Here is a 16,307-nt window from a genome sequence, read left to right on the forward strand (position 1 = left end):
CTGCTACCCGTCGAGCACGGCGACGCTCGCCAGGCTCTTGCGGACGAACCGCGTGCGGCACACCGGGCTGAAGCCCGAGGCCGTGACGGCCACCGAGTAGCTGCCGGGCACCGCGGTGCGGGGGTAGCTGCCGGTGAGGACGCCGGGCGTCGCCGTGCGCTGCCCGGGTCGCGGGTCGACGAAGGTGCCGTGCCCGGGGGCCACGACGCCGTGCGTCCGCCGACCACCCACGGTCGTGCCGACGCCGACGCTCGTGCTGCCGGGCCGCAGCGGACGGCCGGGCTGGAACGTCCGTGCACCGAGCGTGAACCGGTCGACGCGCGGCGCGAGGATGTCCTGACCGTCGGCGGCCTTCAGCTCACCGCGCAGCAGCACGAGCTGCGCGAGGTGGGCGCGGGCCGTGTCCGGCTCGCCGTCGGCGAGGAACTTCTCGGGCAGACGCACCTGGGAGAGGCGGTCCCGGTACCGGTCGACGAGGTCGCGGGTGGCCGCCACCGGCGCCGCGACCGTCGCCGCGACCTTGACGCCGTCCAGCCCGCCGAGGCGGTCCGCGACCGTCGTCATCAGGCCGATCGCGTCGCCGGCGACCAGCCGGGTCGGGACGTCGAGCCGCAGGCCCAGGGGCGAGCGGACGAACCCGCCGACGGTGTACGGCGTGTGCCGACGGCGGTCCGTGGCGACCTCGACCGTCCAGAGGCCCGGCTCCGGGTCCTGGATCGTGAAGCTCACGTAGCCGTCGCCCGCGTTGCGCAGGACCTCGGTCGCCGACCTGGGCAGCCACCGCCCGCCGGGCGAGCGCAGCCGCACGGCGATCTGGCCGTCACCCCGCGGCTCGCGGGGCACGAACCGCAGCGACGTGTCGTGCCACGCGACGGTGAACACCACCGACTCGGCGCACCCGTCGACCCAGCCCGTCACCTGCGACACCGACGCGGTCGACGACTCGTTGACGATGACGCCGTCGCCGGTCACCTCGCCCCGGATGTAGTTGTAGATCTCGAAGAGGTCGTCGATCGTCGGCATGTAGTAGTACCGGCCGTCGGTGTCGTCCGCGAGCTGCGCCAGCAGCGTCTGGTCCGACGCCGGCCCCATCGCGCACGTGTAGATCGGCAGGCCCGACGGCAGCGCGACCGCGGCGTCGACCGCCGAGGGCTTGGCCGGGTTCGACGGGTCGCACCCCTTGTTGTCGTAGCCGTCGGACAGCAGCACCATGGCCCGCCGTGTCCCGGCGGCGAGCATGCTCCCTGCCGTCTCGATGCCTGCGCCCATGAACGTGCACCCGCCGAACCCGATGGCGTCGACCGCCGCGGCGGCCGCGTCGCGCGTCGACTGGTCGACGATCGCCTGGGGCGCCCCGGTGCCCGGGTACTCCTCGTCACCCGAGTCCCCGAAGCTGACGACCCCGACGGAGTCGTCGACGCCCAGCAGGTCGATGAACTGCCGGGACGTCTGGCGGGTGATGTCGACGTAGCCGAAGGTCTCCATGGAGCCCGAGCGGTCGATCACCGCCACCACCTTCACCGGGTCGGCCGCGGGGACCTCGGCGTTGTCGATGACCAGGGCGAAGTCCTGCCAGGGTCCCGCGACGTCCGTCCGGGCGGACGCTGCGAGGTTCGCCGCGACGACGGTGACCTCGTAGACGCCCGTCGGGTCCTGGATGACCGCTCCCTCGATGGTGTTGAGGTCGTCCGCCGAGCCGCCCGTCGTGGAGAAGGCGCCCGTGAACACGTTGCCGCGGAACACCTGCCCGGAGTCGACGTGCCGGATCTCGAGGTCGAGGTCGTTGACGAGGGCGGGGCTCGCGCCGACGGCACCCGCGGCGTCGGACCACGTCAGCGTGACCCGCAGCGGGAGCCCTGCGACGGCGGGCGCCACGCGGATCGTGTACTCCTGACCCGTCGCCGTGAACGCCTGGCGCTGGTCGACGAAGATCTTCGGTCCACGGTCGGAGGCGGGCGACTGCAGCAGTGCGTTCTCGATCGAGACGCGCCCCCACCCCACGTCGTTGTTGGGCCCGGCCGCGGTGGTGCCGCCCGCGCCGTCCGTCCCCCCGGCGACCGGCTCGGCGCTCGAGACCAGCAGCGCCTTGACCAGCGCGGGGCTCGGGGTCTTGCCGATGCGCGTCTGACGCCACCAGTCGATGAGCAGCGCCGCGCTGCCCGCCACGTGGGGTGCCGCCATGGACGTGCCGGACATGGGTGCGTGCACCGCGTGCAGGGTGCCGCCGGTGTCCGTGTACGGACCGCTGCGGAACCCGACGGGGCTGTAGGTGGAGATGATGTCGGTCCCCGGTGCGACGACCGTCGGCAGCAGCCGGCCGTCGGCCGCGGGGCCGCGCGAGGAGGTCCCCGCAAGGCCCCGGATGTCGTCGGGGGCCGTCATCTCCGCGGGACGCGCGTTGAGCGAGTTGCCCACGAGGATCGCGTTCTTCGTGCTCTTGGTGACCGTGCCGGGGTTCGGGCCGCTGTTGCCGGTCGAGAACACCACGACGAGGGGCGTCTGGTCGGTCGCCGTCGCGTCGGCGTCGCGGACCCCGAGGTCCACCGTGCGGTCGTCCGCGGAGTACACGGGGCCGTTCATCGCCCACGAGTTGTTCATGACGTCGCCGCCCTGCAGCGCCGACTGCTGCACGCGCGCCGCGACCGTGCCGCCGAGCTCGACGAGCCCGACGGTGGCACCCGGCGCCACGCCCTGTCCCAGCAGGAACCCCTGGGGGTCCGCCGCGCCCGAGCCGCCGTCACCTGCGGCGATGCCGGCGACGTGCGTCCCGTGCCCGTCGGTGTCCGCACCGACGACCGCCGCTCCGGCGGAGTCGACGACGAACCCCAGGCGACCGGCGAGATCGGGGTGGACGGTCGCGGGGTCGTTGGTGTCGATGCCGGTGTCGCACACCGCGATCGTGACGCCGGAGCCGTCGACACCGAGCGCGGCGAGGTTCGCGCCGTAGCCCGTGTTGGGCAGCGTCGTCGGCGGAGCCGTGGCGTCGAGGTCCTCCATGACGATCTGCGAGCTGCGCTCGTCCTCCAGGACGGGTGTGTGCACGGCGTCGATCCACCGCACGTCGTCGTGCGCGGCGAGCGTGGGCAACGCCTCGGTGGGCAGCGTCGCGCTGATGCTGCGGAAGGCGTCGGACGACTGCGGCGCGACCGCCAGCACGGTCCCGCCCGAGGTGATCACGAGGGCCGCGACGTCGTCGACGTCGCCGTCGGCGGCCACCCCGATGTCGACGGACTTGACGGGGCCCAGGCCGCGGTCCTTGCCCACGTCCGGGTCGCCACGGAGCAGGTCCGGGTTGACCTTCCAGGCCGGGGCCAGCGGACCGGTCCACTCGACGAACGGGAGGGCCGCCGCGGCGGCCACCGTCGCGGCGTCGCCACGCACGTAGTAGGCGTGCGGGCCGACGGCCTCGACCACCTGCAGGCCCTGCTCGGCGAGCGTCGCCAGCCACGACTCCTGCACAGGCCCGACGAGCTGGACCAGGTGGTTGACGGTTCCGGTGTCCTCGACCGACGTGAAGCCCGGCGGTGCCGGCGGGAGCTGGCCGCCGGAGGTGTCGATCTCGTACGAGAACAGCCGGATGGTGTGGGGGTCGCGCACCGCCTTGACGCGCCACCCCTCCCGCTCGAGCCGCGCGACCTGACGCTCGTCGACGTCGACCACGTAGCCGTGGTCGAGCACGCCGACGACGGCGACCTCGTCGGTCTCGACGACCGACCTCCCTGCGTCCGTCCGATGGACGATGACATGACGTGCAGACATCTCGATGACCCCCACTGCGATACACAGACCTGCTCGACGCCGGCGGCGCCTGACACGACAAGGGCGGGCGGGACGCCCCGCGAGATACCCGCGGGCCAGGGCTGCACCCGGGTGATCACCGCGCCCGAGGCGGTGCGCGTGTCGGTGGTCGGGTGCACGATGCGCAGATGGCACACGTCGAACGCCTCCGTCCCGACGGGCTCGTGCGGAGCCCCGCCTTCAGCCACGTCGCGGTGGTCCCGCCCGGCGCGACGACGATCTACGTCGGCGGCCAGGACGCCGTCGACGCCGACGGCAGGCTCGTCGGCGAGGGCGACGTCGCCGCGCAGGCGGTGCGCGCGGTCGAGAACGTCCGCACCGCCCTGGCGGCGGCCGGCGCGACGTTCGCCGACGTCGTCCAGTGGACCGTCCTGTTCGCCGACGGCGTCGACGTGAACGCCGCGTACGGCGCGATCGCGCCGCTCATCGCGTCGGACGACCCGGGGCTGGTCGTCGCCGCCCGGGTGGCGGGGCTGGCCGTGCCGGGTGCTCTCGTGGAGGTGAGTGCGATCGCCGCCGTCGTGCGCTGACGGCCGCGTCCGTGGGTGCGCGCCCCGACCGGCCGGCCCATCACGGCCTGCCGGTCACGCGGTCGAGCAGGACGCGGCCGTAGGGTCGACGCATGGCACGCAGCATCGCGACGACGACGACCGTCGACCTGGCCGGGCTCCTGGAGTTCGCACGGCCGCGGCACCACCTCATCCTCGTCACCACGCGCGCGGACGGACGCCCGCAGGTGTCGCCGGTGAGCGGCGGGGTCGACGAGGCGGGCCGCATCGTCATCTCCACGTACCCGGACCGGGCCAAGACCCGCAACGCCGAGCGCGACCCGAGCGTCAGCGTGTGCGTGCTGTCGGACGAGTGGGACGGCCCCTGGGTGCAGGTCGACGGGCAGGCGGAGGTGCTGCACATGCCGCAGGCCGAGGACGCGCTGGTCGACTACTTCCGCTGCATCGCGGGCGAGCACCCCGACTGGGACGAGTACCGCGCCGCGATGCGGCTGCAGGGCAAGAGCCTGATCCGGGTGACCCCGGAGCGCTGGGGCCCCCTGGCGACGGGCGGCTTCCCGGCCGACGTCGCGGCCCGCCTCGACGACCGGTCCTGACCGCCCGCCCCCGGACCCACCGGCGGGTCAGCCCGGCGCGCCCGGGTGCACGATGAGCCACGTGGCGACCGTGGTCTCGTCCGACCGGTTGCTCAGGCGGTGCGGCGTGGTGCACGCGTAGGAGATGGTGTCGCCGGCGCGCAGGACGACGCGCTCGTCGGCGAAGTCGATCGTCAGCTCGCCGCGCACCACGGTGCCGATCTCGTACCCGACGTGCGTGACGAGCTCGTGCTGACGCCCCGCGACGGTGTGCGGCGGGTAGGTGGACTCGAAGAAGTCGACGTCGTGCGAGACGCCGGGTGACAGGCGCCGGTACACGACGCCGCCCTCGAGGGTGACGGACTCCACCTCGACCGCTCGCCGCACGACGTAACCGTCGGGCACGGGCGTCGACAGCTCGACGTCGGGGGTGCCCGACGTGCCGCCGAAGACGTCGACGAGCGTCGCGTCGACCGCCGTGACGAGCTCGAACAGCCGGTTGACCGACGGCCGCAGCACCCCGCGCTCGATCTGGGAGACGGCACTGGCCGAGATCCCGAGGCGGCCGCCGACCTCCCGCAGCGTGAGCCCGCGGCCCTCGCGCAGCTCGCGCAGGCGCGCACCGAGCTGCTCGGCGTCGAAGGACGCCAGCAGGCTCCCGGCGTCCGGCGCGGCACTCACGGCGGTCCTCCTCATCGTCCGTTACACGTGAAGCGGGAAGTTCACACCGTCGAAACCCACCGGCGCATGTGAAGTCATAGATTCACACATCGTCGCGTTCCTGCAGCCCCGGCTTCAGGTCCGCTCACGGTACGTGATCCGTCCACCCGCGGCCAGGGTGGACCCCCGGTCGGGTCACCGACCCACGGCACCCCGGTGCCCCGCGTCGCACACCACCCCTCCCGACGTCCCGAGTGCGAGGACCACCATGACCGCTCCGCACGACCTCCCCGCCGTCGTCCCCGTGGACGCCACGGCCTCCGCCGCCCCGACCGCCACGGGCAAGCCGAACGACCTCGTCGAGGCCGCGGGCCTGCCCGTGGGCGCCGGCGAGATCAAGGCGACGTACGACCCGCGCCTGACCAACGAGGACCTCGCGCCGCTCACGAACCAGCGCTGGTCGTCGTACAACATCTTCGCGTTCTGGATGTCCGACGTGCACAGCGTCGGCGGCTACGTCACCGCGGGGTCGCTGTTCGCGCTCGGCATCGCCTCCTGGCAGGTGCTGGTCGCGCTCGTCGTCGGCATCGTCATCGTCCAGGTGTTCTGCAACCTCGTCGCCAAGCCCAGCCAGAAGACGGGCGTGCCATACCCGGTCATCAACCGCGCCGTGTTCGGCGTGCTCGGCGCCAACATCCCCGCCGTCATCCGCGGCCTCATCGCGGTCGCCTGGTACGGCGTGCAGACGTTCCTCGCGGCCGAGGCGCTCAACATCATCTTCCTCAAGTTCGTCCCCGGCTCCGCGGCCCTGCTCGAGCCGTCGTTCGTCGGCCTGAACGCGCTCGGCTGGATCTCGTACGCGATCCTCTGGGTCGCGCAGGCGGCGCTGTTCTGGAACGGCATGGAGACGATCCGCCGCTTCATCGACTGGGCCGGGCCCGCGGTGTACGTCGTCATGATCGTCCTGGCGATCTACCTCGTCTCCGAGGCGGGCTGGGAGAACATCTCGCTGAACCTGTCCTCGGGCCCGCCGATGACGTTCGCCGCGTCGATCCCCGTGATGTTCTCCGCGATCGCGCTGGTCGTGTCCTACTTCTCCGGACCGATGCTCAACTTCGGTGACTTCGCGCGGTACGGGCGGTCGTTCACGGCGGTCAAGAGGGGCAACTTCCTCGGGCTGCCGATCAACTTCCTGTTCTTCTCGCTGCTCACCGTCATCTGCGCGTCGGCGACCGTGCCCGTCTTCGGCGAGCTGATGACCGACCCCATCAAGACCGTCGAGGCGATCGACACCCCGTTCGCGATCCTGCTCGGCGGCCTGACCTTCGTCACCGCGACCGTCGGCATCAACATCGTCGCCAACTTCATCTCCCCCGCGTTCGACTTCTCCAACGTCTCCCCGCAGCGCATCTCGTGGCGCACCGGCGGCATGATCGCGGCCGTCGGCTCCGTGATCCTCACGCCGTGGAACTGGTACGCCAACGACGAGGCGATCCACTACACGCTCGGCGTGCTGGGCGCGCTCATCGGCCCGCTGTTCGGCATCCTCATCGCCGGGTACTACGTCATCGGCAAGCAGCGCGTGCACGTCGACGACATGTTCACCATGGCCCCCACCGGCCGGTACTGGTACACCCGCGGGTACAACCGCAACGCGCTGGCGACCGTCGTCGGGTCGGGCCTGGTCGCCGTCGCCACGGCCGTCCTGCCCAAGCTTGCGGCGTCGCTCGGCCTGTTCGACGTCACGTGGATCGCGTCGTACTCGTGGTTCATCGGCTGCGGCCTCGGGTTCGCGATGTTCGTCTTCCTCGAGCGTCGCAACCCGCAGATCCCGACGCTCGACGCCTCCGACCCGCACGTGTCCGACGGCACCCAGGACGTCCCCGTGGTCGTCAGCCACCACGCCGAGCCCACGGGCTCCTGAGGCGCGTCGTGCACGACGACATCCGGATCCGGGTCGTCAACCCGAACACCACCCGGGCGATGACCGACCTCATCGGTCGGTCCGCCCGGGTGGTGGCCGGGCCCGGCGTGCACGTCGACGCCGTGCAGCCCACGACCGGGCCGGCCTCGGTCGAGAGCCACTACGAGGAGGCGCTGGCCGCGGTCGGCGTCCTCGAGCAGGTGCGCCTCGGCGAGGCCGCGGGGGTCGACGCGTACGTCGTCGCGTGCTTCGGGGACCCGGGGCTCGACGCGGCGCGCGAGCTCGCGCACGGCCCGGTGCTGGGGATCGCGGAGGCCGCGTTCCACGCCGCGGCGATGGTCGCGCGCCGGTTCAGCGTCGTGACGTCCCTGGGCCGCACCGCCGGACGCGCCCACGAGCTGCTCGACCGGTACGGGTTTGCCCGCGCGTGCGCCGCGGTGCACGCGTGCGAGATCCCGGTGCTGGCGCTCGAGGACCCGACGTCCGGGGCGCTCGAGCGCGTCACGGCCGCGTGCCGTGCGGCGGTCGAGGCCGACGACGTCGACGCCGTGGTGCTCGGCTGCGCCGGGATGGCCGCGTTCACGGGGCGGATCTCCGACGCGATCGGGGTCCCGGTCGTCGACGGCGTGGCTGCGGCGACGACGTTCGCGGCCGCCCTCGTCCGCGCCGGCCTGCGCACGTCGACGCGCTCGGAGTACGCACCCCCGCCGCCCAAGGCGGTGCCCGGCCTGCTCGGCGGCTTCGCGATCACCTCACCCGCCGCGCTGGCGGCGGTCCCGCACTGAGTCCCTCGGCGCCCCGGCCGCGAGACCGGGCTCCGGTCGCGCCTCACCCGTCGTGAGCCGCCCGAGCCCGGTCTCGCGGCGCGCTCGTCCCACGACGTGGGCGCCTCACCAGGCGTGCAGGTCCGGCGACTCCCCCGGGAACGCCGCGAACGTCGCCCGCTCCTCGTCGGTGAACGGCCGCGACGTGTGCGTCGCACGGTCGAGCTGCACCATCCGCGAGCGCGCCCGCAGCGCGACCGCGCCGCCGGGCTCCTCGCCGTCGAGGATCTCGTACGCGAAGTCCACCGACGAGCGCCCCAGCCGCGGCACCCAGACCTCCACCACGACGGGCGCGGGGCGGAACCGGATGGGCGCGAGGTAGTCGATCTCGTGCTTGACCACGACCAGCATCGAGGCCGTCATCGCGCCGACCTCGTCGACCCCCATGCGGGGGAAGAGGGCGAACCGTGCGTCGTCGAGGTACCGCAGGAACGCCGCGTTGTTGACGTGGCCGAACAGGTCGACGTCGGACCAGCGCACCTGCATGACGACGCGACCGCGGCCGTGGTGGGGCGGCCGGGGCGTGAGGGTGAGGCCGGTCGTCTCGTCCATGCCCACACGTTACGTCGGGCGGGGCCGCGCTCGGTCGTCGCGTCGCCCGCTGGGCGCCGGACGCTCCCGGCGACGAGAATGCGACCGTGCCGCATCACGCCGACCCCCCGACCGTCACCGTCCTCACGGGTGCCGGCATCTCGACCGCGGCGGGCATCCCCGACTTCCGTGGGCCGCAGGGTGTCTGGACGCGCGACCCCGCGTCGGTGAACCTGCTCGACATCGGCCCGTACGTGCGGGACGTGACCGTGCGCGAGCGTGGCTGGCGCGCGTGGGCGGAGCACGCCGTGTGGGACGCCCGGCCGACGGCCGCGCACCGTGCGCTCGTGGACCTGGAGCGCGCCGGTGCGCTGATCGCGGTGCTGACGCAGAACTTCGACGGCCTGCAGCAGCGCGCGGGCAGCTCGCCCGAGCGGGTCGTGGAGCTGCACGGGACCCTCGCGACCACGTCGTGCCTGCGCTGCGGGGCGACGACCCCGACCCGGGACGTGCTCGCGCGGCTGCCCGCCGAACCGGACCCGCGCTGCACCGCCTGCGGCGGCGTCCTGAAGCCGGACGTCGTGTACTTCGGCGAGCGCCTGCCCGACGACGCCATCGAGCGCGCGGTCGCGGCGGCCACCGACGCGCAGACCCTGGTCGCGGTGGGCACGACGCTCACCGTCCACCCCGTGGCGAGCCTCGTGCCGCTGGCCGTGGAGTCGGGCGCGCAGCTCGTCGTCGTCAACGCCGAGCCGACGGCGTACGACCACCTGGCCGACGAGGTCGTCCGCGACCCCATCGACGAGGCCCTCCCCGCCCTGGTCGCGGACCTGCTCGCGACCCGCTGACACCCCGGGCTCACGAGACCGAGGAAACCGGGGACACCAGTCCCCAGATCCTCTGGCTCACGAGACCGGGTGGACGTCGCCGGGGCCGGGTGGGCCTGGACGTCGGGTGAGCCAGTCGCGGACCGCTGCGACGACGGGTGCGTCGGCCGGTCCGTGCGCGCCGGGGACGACGACCAGCGTCGTCGGTCCCGCCAGGGTCGCGAGGTGCGTCGCGAGCTCGTCGGGCGTGCCGAACGGGTCGGTCGCACCGCTGACCGCCAGGACGGGCACCGTGATGTGCGGCAGGTGCTCGACCCGCAGCCGGTCCGGCCGACCGGGCGGGTGCAGCGGGTAGGACAGCAGCAGCAGGCCGGCGACCGCGAGCCCGTCCGCGACGGCCATCGAGCTCATGCGCCCGCCGAACGACCGTCCGCCGACCACGAGCCGCTCGGTCCCCACGCCCAGGTCGGCGGCGAACGCGTCGGCCTCCTCGCGCACCCGCGTGGGCGCGGCCGTCGCACCGCGCGGCAGGTCGACACGCCGGACCGGCAGCCCGGCGGCCGTGAGCGCGGCGTCGAGCGCGACGAGGGTGCGGTTGTCCCGCGTCGCGCCCGCCCCGGGGGTCAGCAGCACCCCCGCGACGTCGACCGGCCCGGACCCCGCCCGCAGCACCCGCACCTTCACCATCCCCCTATCTTCCCGCCCACCCCCACCCCCAGGTTCGCGAGAGTGCAAATCCAGTCACCCACCAGCGCGCGAGAGTGCGATCCAGTCACGCCGTCTGCAACTGGATCGCACTCTCACCACCAGAGGGCGGCCCCCTTTGGCGCGAGAGTGCAATCCAGTCACCCACCAGCGCGTGAGAGTGCAATCCAGCAACCACCCCCATGACTGGATTGCACTCTCACGACCACAAGGGGGGTCACCCACCAACGGGGGGCGGGCGGGGGTGGGTCGCGGGCGCTGCTGGTCCGTGGAGATCACCCTGTGGGCGGTGGGGATCACCGTCCGGCCCCAGGTAGCGTGCCCGCCGTGAGCCGCGACACCGTCCCCCCGTCCGACCGCACCAAGGCCGGTGCGCTGTGCGAACGCATCGACGCGGTGTTCGAGCAGCGGGTCGTCGGGCAGGCCCAGCTGCGGCAGTCGCTCGTCGTCGCGCTGATGTGCGGGGGCCACGTCCTGCTGGAGTCCGTCCCGGGCCTGGCGAAGACGACGGCCGCGCAGACGCTCGCGCACGCCGTGTCGGGCTCGTTCCACCGCATCCAGTGCACGCCGGACCTCATGCCGTCGGACATCGTCGGCACGCAGGTCTTCAACTACGGGACGTCGACGTTCACGACGCAGCTCGGGCCCGTGCACGCCAACGTCGTGCTGCTCGACGAGATCAACCGGTCCTCCGCCAAGACGCAGTCGGCGATGCTCGAGGCGATGCAGGAGCGGCAGACGACGATCGCGGGCGAGGTCCACCCGGTGCCGTCCCCGTTCATGGTGCTCGCGACGCAGAACCCCATCGAGGAGGAGGGCACGCACGTGCTGCCCGAGGCCCAGATGGACCGGTTCCTGCTCAAGGAGGTCCTCGACTACCCGGACGCCGAGGAGGAGGTCGAGATCCTCGAGCGCATCTCCGACGGTCGCATGACGCGCGCGCTGCGCAGCGACCGCCTGGGTCTCGACGAGATCGCGTGGCTGCAGCGCACGGTCGACCAGGTGTACGTGGACCGCTCGATCCGCCGGTACGTCGTCGACCTGGTCGCCACCACGCGCGGCCGCGGCCCCGTCCAGGTGCCCGGGCTGGACCGGCTGGTGCGGATGGGTGCCAGCCCTCGCGGGTCCATCTCCCTCATGCGCGTCGCCCAGGCCGTGGCGCTGCGGGCCGGGCGCGGGCACGTCGTCCCGGAGGACGTGCACGCGATGCGCAACGCCGTGCTGCGGCACCGCATCGTGCGGTCGTTCGACGCGATCGCCGACGACGTGTCCACGGAGTCGATCATCACCTCCGTCTTCGACGCGGTCCCGGTGCCCTGACCCGTGCCGGCCCGGTCCCGTCTCGCGCTGGTGCGTGCGCGCCTGCAGCTGCCCACGCTGCGGCGTGCCACCGGCCTGCTCGACGGACGCCACCGCGCGGTGTGGAAGGGCCACGGCGACGAGGTCGACGACCTGCACGTCTACACGCCCGGGGACGACGTCGGCGACATCGACTGGCGGGCCTCCGCGCGCTCGGCGCAGCCCGTCGTCAAGCGCTACGAGGCGACGTCGAACGTCGCGCTGGTGCTCGTCGTGGACACCGGGCGGCACATGTGCGCGACGTCCGCGGGCGGGGAGCCCAAGCACGAGGTGGCGCAGCTCGTGGCGGACGTGGTCGCGCACCTCGCGCACCAGCGGGGCGACCGCGTGTCGCTCGTCGCGGGCGACGCGGGCCGCGTCGTCGAGCTGCCGGCCGGCGCGGGCACGACGCACCTCGAGGTGCTGCTGCGCCGCCTGCAGCGCACGTTCGACCCGGACGCCCCCGAGGGTGACCTCGCACGCCTGCTCGACCGCGTGCTGCGCCGCACGGCACGCCGCTCGCTCGTCGTCGTCGTGACGGACGAGGCGCGGCCCGGCGCGGCCGACGAGCGCGCCCTGGCACGGCTGCGCACGCGGCACGAGGTCATGGTGGTGCAGGTCGTCGACGCCGACCTGTTCGCCGACGTGCTGGGCGCGGCACCGGGCGCGCTGGCGGGCGGGTCGGCCGCCACGGACCGCGGCCGCCCCGTCGTCGCACCGCCGCGCGGCCGGCCGGTGCGGGACGTCGTCAGCGGCTGGTCCCTGCCCGCGTACCTGCGGGGGCGGCGCGGGGTGCGTGAGGCGGTCGCCGCGGCGCGCGCGGCGCGGCACGCGGAGGTCGGGCACCGCACGCGCCGGCTCGGCGTGACGTCGGTGACCGTGGAGAGCACGCACGACGTCCTGGACGAGATGGTCGCGCTGCTCGGGAGGTCGCGTCGTGCCGGGCGCTGAGCTGGTCGACCCCGTCCCGTACGCGCCGTGGTGGCCGTGGGTCGCGGTGGCGATCATCCTGGCCGTGGCCGGGTGGTTCGTGTGGGTGGTCCGTTCGACGCGCGCACCCGCGCAGGACGCCCCCGCGTCGGTCCCGCCACCGGCTCCGGCCGCACCACCGGCGCCGAAGAACCGGCGCGACCCCTACGCCGCGCTGCGGGGCACCACGCTGGCCCGCCTCGACGAGGTCGAGCGTCGGTACCGCGCGGGTGACGTCGACGTGCGGGGCGCCAACCTCGAGATCCGGTACGTGCTGCGCGAGTTCGCGACCGGACGCACGGGCGTGGACACGTCCACGATGACGGCGGCCGCGGCGCGTGCGGACCGCCGGACCCGGCCGCTGTCCACGCTGCTCGAGAACACGTCGATGCCGACGTTCGCCCCGACGTCGCGTGCGCGCCTCTCGCGGTCGCTGGACCAGGCGCGCAACCGGGTGCGCACGTGGTGACGGGCGCCGGGCTGGAGGTGCCGTGGCTGGTGCCGGTGGTCCTGGGCGTGGTGGCGACCGCCCTGGTCGCCGGGCTGCTGCTGCGCGACCGGCGCGGGACGACGCCCGTGGCCAACACGGACGACCTGCGCGCCGTGCCCGCGCTGCGCGCGTGGCGCGTGCGCTACCGGGTCCTGCGCGTGGCCGTCGCGCTGACCGTCGCCGCGGCGGCCGTCGGGGCCGCCGTGCTCGCCGCCCGGCCCGTCACCGTGCAGGAGCGCACGCGCGAGCTCGCCAACCGGGACATCGTGCTGTGCCTGGACGTGTCCGGGTCGATGCTGGACTACGACGAGCGCGTCGTGGCGACGTTCGAGCAGCTCGTCGCCGGGTTCACCGGTGAACGCGTCGCGCTGTCGCTGTTCGACTCGACCTCGGCCACGGTCTTCCCGCTGACGGACGACTACGAGCTCGTCACCACGCAGCTGCGCACGGCGCGCGAGGCCTTCACCGACCGGGGCTCCGACGCGGCGGCCGAGGTCCTGCGCGGCACGTCGGGCCTGGAGGGGCAGGCGTCACTCATCGGTGACGGGGTCGCGTCGTGCACGCTGCTGTTCGACCAGTACGACGTCGACCGGTCCCGCTCGGTGGTGCTGGCGACGGACAACGAGGTGTGGGGTGCGCCCGTGTACTCGCTGCCCGAGGCAGCAGCGCTCGCGACGTCCCGTGGCGTGGTCCTGGACGCGCTGTACCCCGACGAGGACCGCCAGCTGGGTGCCGCCACTGCGGCCGAGCTGCGGATCGCCGCGGAGGGCACCGGTGGCACCTTCGCCGTGGCGCAGGACCCCGACGCCGTCCCGGCGATCCTCGAGCAGGTCCGCGCGGGCCAGCTCACGGCCATGCAGGCCGACCCGGAGCGGGTGGTGACCGACGACGACGACCTGTGGGTGCGCCTGCTGTACGCCGCCGGCCTGGCCGCGGTGCTGCTCGCGTGGCGGGTGCGCTCGTGAGCGCCCGCGCGGTCGTGCCCGTGGTGGTCGTGCTGCTCACGGCCGTGCCGGTGCTCGCGCTGTGCGTGGGGCAGGCCCTCGGGCTGACGGTGCGGCGCGGCAGGGTCGAGCGGTCCGACGCGCCACGTGCGGGCTCGTGGACGTGGTGGCGGCGTGCGGCGCTCGTCGTGGTCGTGGCCGTCGTGGGGCTGACGCCCACGGTCGCGGTGACGCAGGCCGGTGGCGCCCGCGTCGGCGTGCAGCTGTGGTTCGTGGTCGACCGCACGGGCTCGATGGCCGCCGAGGACTGGGGCCCCGGCGACCCGGTGGTGCGCGGACCGGGCCTGGACCCGGTGCCCGCGGTACAGCGCCTCGACGGCGTGCGGCACGACGTGGTCTCCCTGACGGGCGACGTGCCCGGCGCGTTCTACTCGGTCATCGCCTTCGCGGACGAGGCCGGCACGCAGCTGCCCCTGACGGACGACGCGACGGCGGTGCGCGCGTGGGCGCAGACCGTGACGCAGGAGGTCACGGCAGGGTCCGCCGGCACGCGCCGCGACCGCGCCCTCGACGTGCTGGAGCGCTCGCTGCGCGACGCGCAGGACCGTGACCCGGGGATGGTGCGGCTGGTGTTCTACCTCTCGGACGGCGAGCAGACGTCGGACGACGAGCCGGGCACGTTCGACCGGATCGCGCCGCTGGTCGACGGGGGCGCGGTGCTCGGGTACGGCACGGCGGCGGGTGCACCGATGCGCACGTACGACGGCACGGTGGACCCGGACGCGGACTACATCCCCGACCCCGAGGACCCGTCACGGCCGGCCCTGTCGCGCGCCGACCCGGGCGCGCTGCGCGAGGTGGCCGCCGAGCTCGGCGTGCCGTACGTCCACCGCGACGGCCCGACGGGCACCGCGGACCTCGTCGCGGACGTGGACGTCGACACGATCGCCGCCGACGGGCGGGCGGACGTGGGCGCGCGGCGCGACGTCGTGTGGCCGTTCGCGCTGGTGGCCGGTGTGCTGCTCGCTGCGGAGGCGTGGACGTGGGCGCGCGCGTCGAGCCGGTGGCGGAGGCGGCGATGAGCGGCAGGCGCGAGCAGGCCCGGCGCCGGGCGCAGCAGAAGGCGGCACGGGACCGGGCCGCCCGGGAGGCGCGCCGGCGCGCGGTGCCTGCGCACGTGCGCCGCCGGCGCCGCCTGCTGCGGTGGAGCTGGCTGCCCGCGCTCGTGCTGCTGGGCTTCGCCGTGAACCTGCTGACGCTCGGCCCGGGCTACCGGGAGGCACGCGCCGCGTACGACGCGGGCGACGAGTGGGACGCGGTCGACCTCTTCGACAGCGTCGACGGCCGGACGTTCGTGGAGGGCTGGAAGGGAGCGTTCAACGCGGGCACGGCCCGGTACCGCGCAGGCCTGTACAGCACCGCGATCCGGGATCTGGACGAGGCCCTGGAGACCGTTCCCGACGAGCACCGCTGCGACGTCCAGACCAACCGCGCGCTGGCGCTGCAGGCGCACGAACAGCAGACCCGCGAGGAGGTGGAGGTGCAGCTGGCGTACGTCGAGGAGCTCGCCGCGGCCCTGGACGCGCAGGCCGCGGGCGAGCCGTACGACGCGGAGCTCCTCGAGCCGCCGTACGAGGGCGCCGACGAGCCGACGGTCGCGGACGAGCTCGGGTTCGCGGGGTACCTGCTGCGGATGGCCGCCGACGACGCCGCGCTCGCGGCCGAGGCGCTCGCCGACCCGGCGTGCACCCCGCCGCCGTCGCAGGGCGGCGGTGGGCAGGACGACGAGCAGGACCAGGCCGGCGGCGGACAGGACGAGCAGCAGGACCGGGGCGGCGGCGGACAGGACGAGCAGGACCAGGACGGCCAGGGTGAGGACCCGCCGCCCACGCCGCAGCAGCAGGCCGAGCAGCGCATGCAGGAGCTCCTCGACCTGGCGGCTGACGTCGAGCGCCTGGCGCAGGCCGCGCAGGACGGCACGCTCGAGGGTGCGCCGACGCCGGGAGCGGGCGGTCAGGAGGCGCCGGACCCGGCGCAGGCCGAGGCGCAGCGGCAGGAGGCGCTCGCGGAGCGCAACCAGCAGGCGGGCGGCGGCGGTGGCGGGGAGCCCGTGCCGTCGGGCGGCGACGGCACGGGCTCGGCGCCCGGCGGCGGCGACGGCCCGGGTTCGGGCGGCGGTGGCAGCGCCCGGAACTGGTGAGCCGGTGCGAGGA

At 74.3% G+C, this 16,307-nt stretch carries 15 protein-coding genes; 11 read left to right on the forward strand and 4 right to left on the reverse strand.

The annotated features are described in order from the left end of the window. Positions 1-3: 3 nt before the first annotated feature. Positions 4-3,759, reverse strand: coding sequence for a S8 family serine peptidase (locus IR158_RS06130; RefSeq protein WP_291810779.1), 3,756 nt, complete (start codon positions 3,757-3,759; stop codon positions 4-6). 167 nt (positions 3,760-3,926) lie between these two features. On the opposite strand from IR158_RS06130, the gene IR158_RS06135 reads away from it, so the two are divergent. Continuing rightward, positions 3,927-4,328 carry a RidA family protein gene (locus IR158_RS06135; RefSeq protein ID WP_291810782.1) on the forward strand — a complete coding sequence of 134 codons (402 nt, stop codon included), beginning with the start codon at positions 3,927-3,929 and terminating at the stop codon, positions 4,326-4,328. Between the two features lie 92 nt (positions 4,329-4,420). Continuing rightward, positions 4,421-4,903, forward strand: a complete 483-nt coding sequence (locus tag IR158_RS06140; protein WP_291810784.1) for a PPOX class F420-dependent oxidoreductase — start codon at positions 4,421-4,423, stop codon at positions 4,901-4,903. 27 nt (positions 4,904-4,930) lie between these two features. Here the strand turns inward: IR158_RS06140 and IR158_RS06145 are convergent, their stop codons facing one another. Next, entirely contained in the window at positions 4,931-5,563 is a 633-nt protein-coding gene (locus IR158_RS06145) for a helix-turn-helix domain-containing protein (protein ID WP_291810788.1), read from the reverse strand. Positions 5,564-5,810: 247 nt separating this feature from the next. On the opposite strand from IR158_RS06145, the gene IR158_RS06150 reads away from it, so the two are divergent. Together IR158_RS06150 and IR158_RS06155 are read left to right on the forward strand one after the other, a co-directional pair. Beyond that, a complete protein-coding gene (locus IR158_RS06150) occupies positions 5,811-7,466 on the forward strand; it encodes an NCS1 family nucleobase:cation symporter-1 (protein ID WP_291810791.1) in 1,656 nt (551 codons plus the stop codon). A gap of 8 nt (positions 7,467-7,474) precedes the next feature. Beyond that, positions 7,475-8,251 carry an aspartate/glutamate racemase family protein gene (locus tag IR158_RS06155; protein WP_291810794.1) on the forward strand — a complete coding sequence of 259 codons (777 nt, stop codon included), beginning with the start codon at positions 7,475-7,477 and terminating at the stop codon, positions 8,249-8,251. Positions 8,252-8,356: 105 nt separating this feature from the next. Here IR158_RS06155 and IR158_RS06160 read toward each other — a convergent pair whose 3' ends face one another. After that, positions 8,357-8,842 (reverse strand): thioesterase family protein, encoded by a 486-nt coding sequence (locus IR158_RS06160; RefSeq protein WP_291810796.1) that lies wholly within the window; start codon positions 8,840-8,842, stop codon positions 8,357-8,359. 86 nt (positions 8,843-8,928) lie between these two features. Here IR158_RS06160 and IR158_RS06165 point away from each other — a divergent pair, with 86 nt between their 5' ends. After that, on the forward strand, positions 8,929-9,669 hold the full coding sequence (locus IR158_RS06165; RefSeq protein WP_291810799.1) for a Sir2 family NAD-dependent protein deacetylase: 741 nt from the start codon (positions 8,929-8,931) through the stop codon (positions 9,667-9,669). Between the two features lie 57 nt (positions 9,670-9,726). Here IR158_RS06165 and IR158_RS06170 read toward each other — a convergent pair whose 3' ends face one another. Continuing rightward, entirely contained in the window at positions 9,727-10,335 is a 609-nt protein-coding gene (locus IR158_RS06170) for an alpha/beta family hydrolase (RefSeq protein ID WP_291810801.1), read from the reverse strand. Between the two features lie 345 nt (positions 10,336-10,680). Here IR158_RS06170 and IR158_RS06175 point away from each other — a divergent pair, with 345 nt between their 5' ends. Genes IR158_RS06175 through IR158_RS06200 form a run of 6 tightly spaced genes read left to right on the forward strand, consistent with a single transcriptional unit; the run spans position 10,681 to position 16,294 of the window. Then, on the forward strand, positions 10,681-11,673 hold the full coding sequence (locus IR158_RS06175; RefSeq protein ID WP_291810802.1) for a MoxR family ATPase: 993 nt from the start codon (positions 10,681-10,683) through the stop codon (positions 11,671-11,673). Positions 11,674-11,676: 3 nt separating this feature from the next. Beyond that, positions 11,677-12,642, forward strand: a complete 966-nt coding sequence (locus IR158_RS06180; protein ID WP_291810806.1) for a DUF58 domain-containing protein — start codon at positions 11,677-11,679, stop codon at positions 12,640-12,642. Beyond that, a complete protein-coding gene (locus IR158_RS06185) occupies positions 12,629-13,129 on the forward strand; it encodes a hypothetical protein (RefSeq protein ID WP_291810809.1) in 501 nt (166 codons plus the stop codon). The genes IR158_RS06180 and IR158_RS06185 overlap by 14 nt, the downstream gene beginning before the upstream one ends. Then, entirely contained in the window at positions 13,123-14,115 is a 993-nt protein-coding gene (locus tag IR158_RS06190; RefSeq protein ID WP_291810812.1) for a VWA domain-containing protein, read from the forward strand. Before IR158_RS06185 ends, IR158_RS06190 begins: the two co-directional genes overlap by 7 nt. After that, positions 14,112-15,176, forward strand: a complete 1,065-nt coding sequence (locus IR158_RS06195; RefSeq protein WP_291810815.1) for a VWA domain-containing protein — start codon at positions 14,112-14,114, stop codon at positions 15,174-15,176. Before IR158_RS06190 ends, IR158_RS06195 begins: the two co-directional genes overlap by 4 nt. Continuing rightward, complete coding sequence (locus IR158_RS06200) at positions 15,173-16,294, forward strand: hypothetical protein (protein WP_291810818.1); 1,122 nt, start codon at positions 15,173-15,175, stop codon at positions 16,292-16,294. Before IR158_RS06195 ends, IR158_RS06200 begins: the two co-directional genes overlap by 4 nt. Positions 16,295-16,307 lie beyond the last annotated feature (13 nt).

The sequence above is a fragment of the Cellulomonas sp. genome, assembly GCF_015234515.1.
Lineage (GTDB): Bacteria > Actinomycetota > Actinomycetes > Actinomycetales > Cellulomonadaceae > Cellulomonas.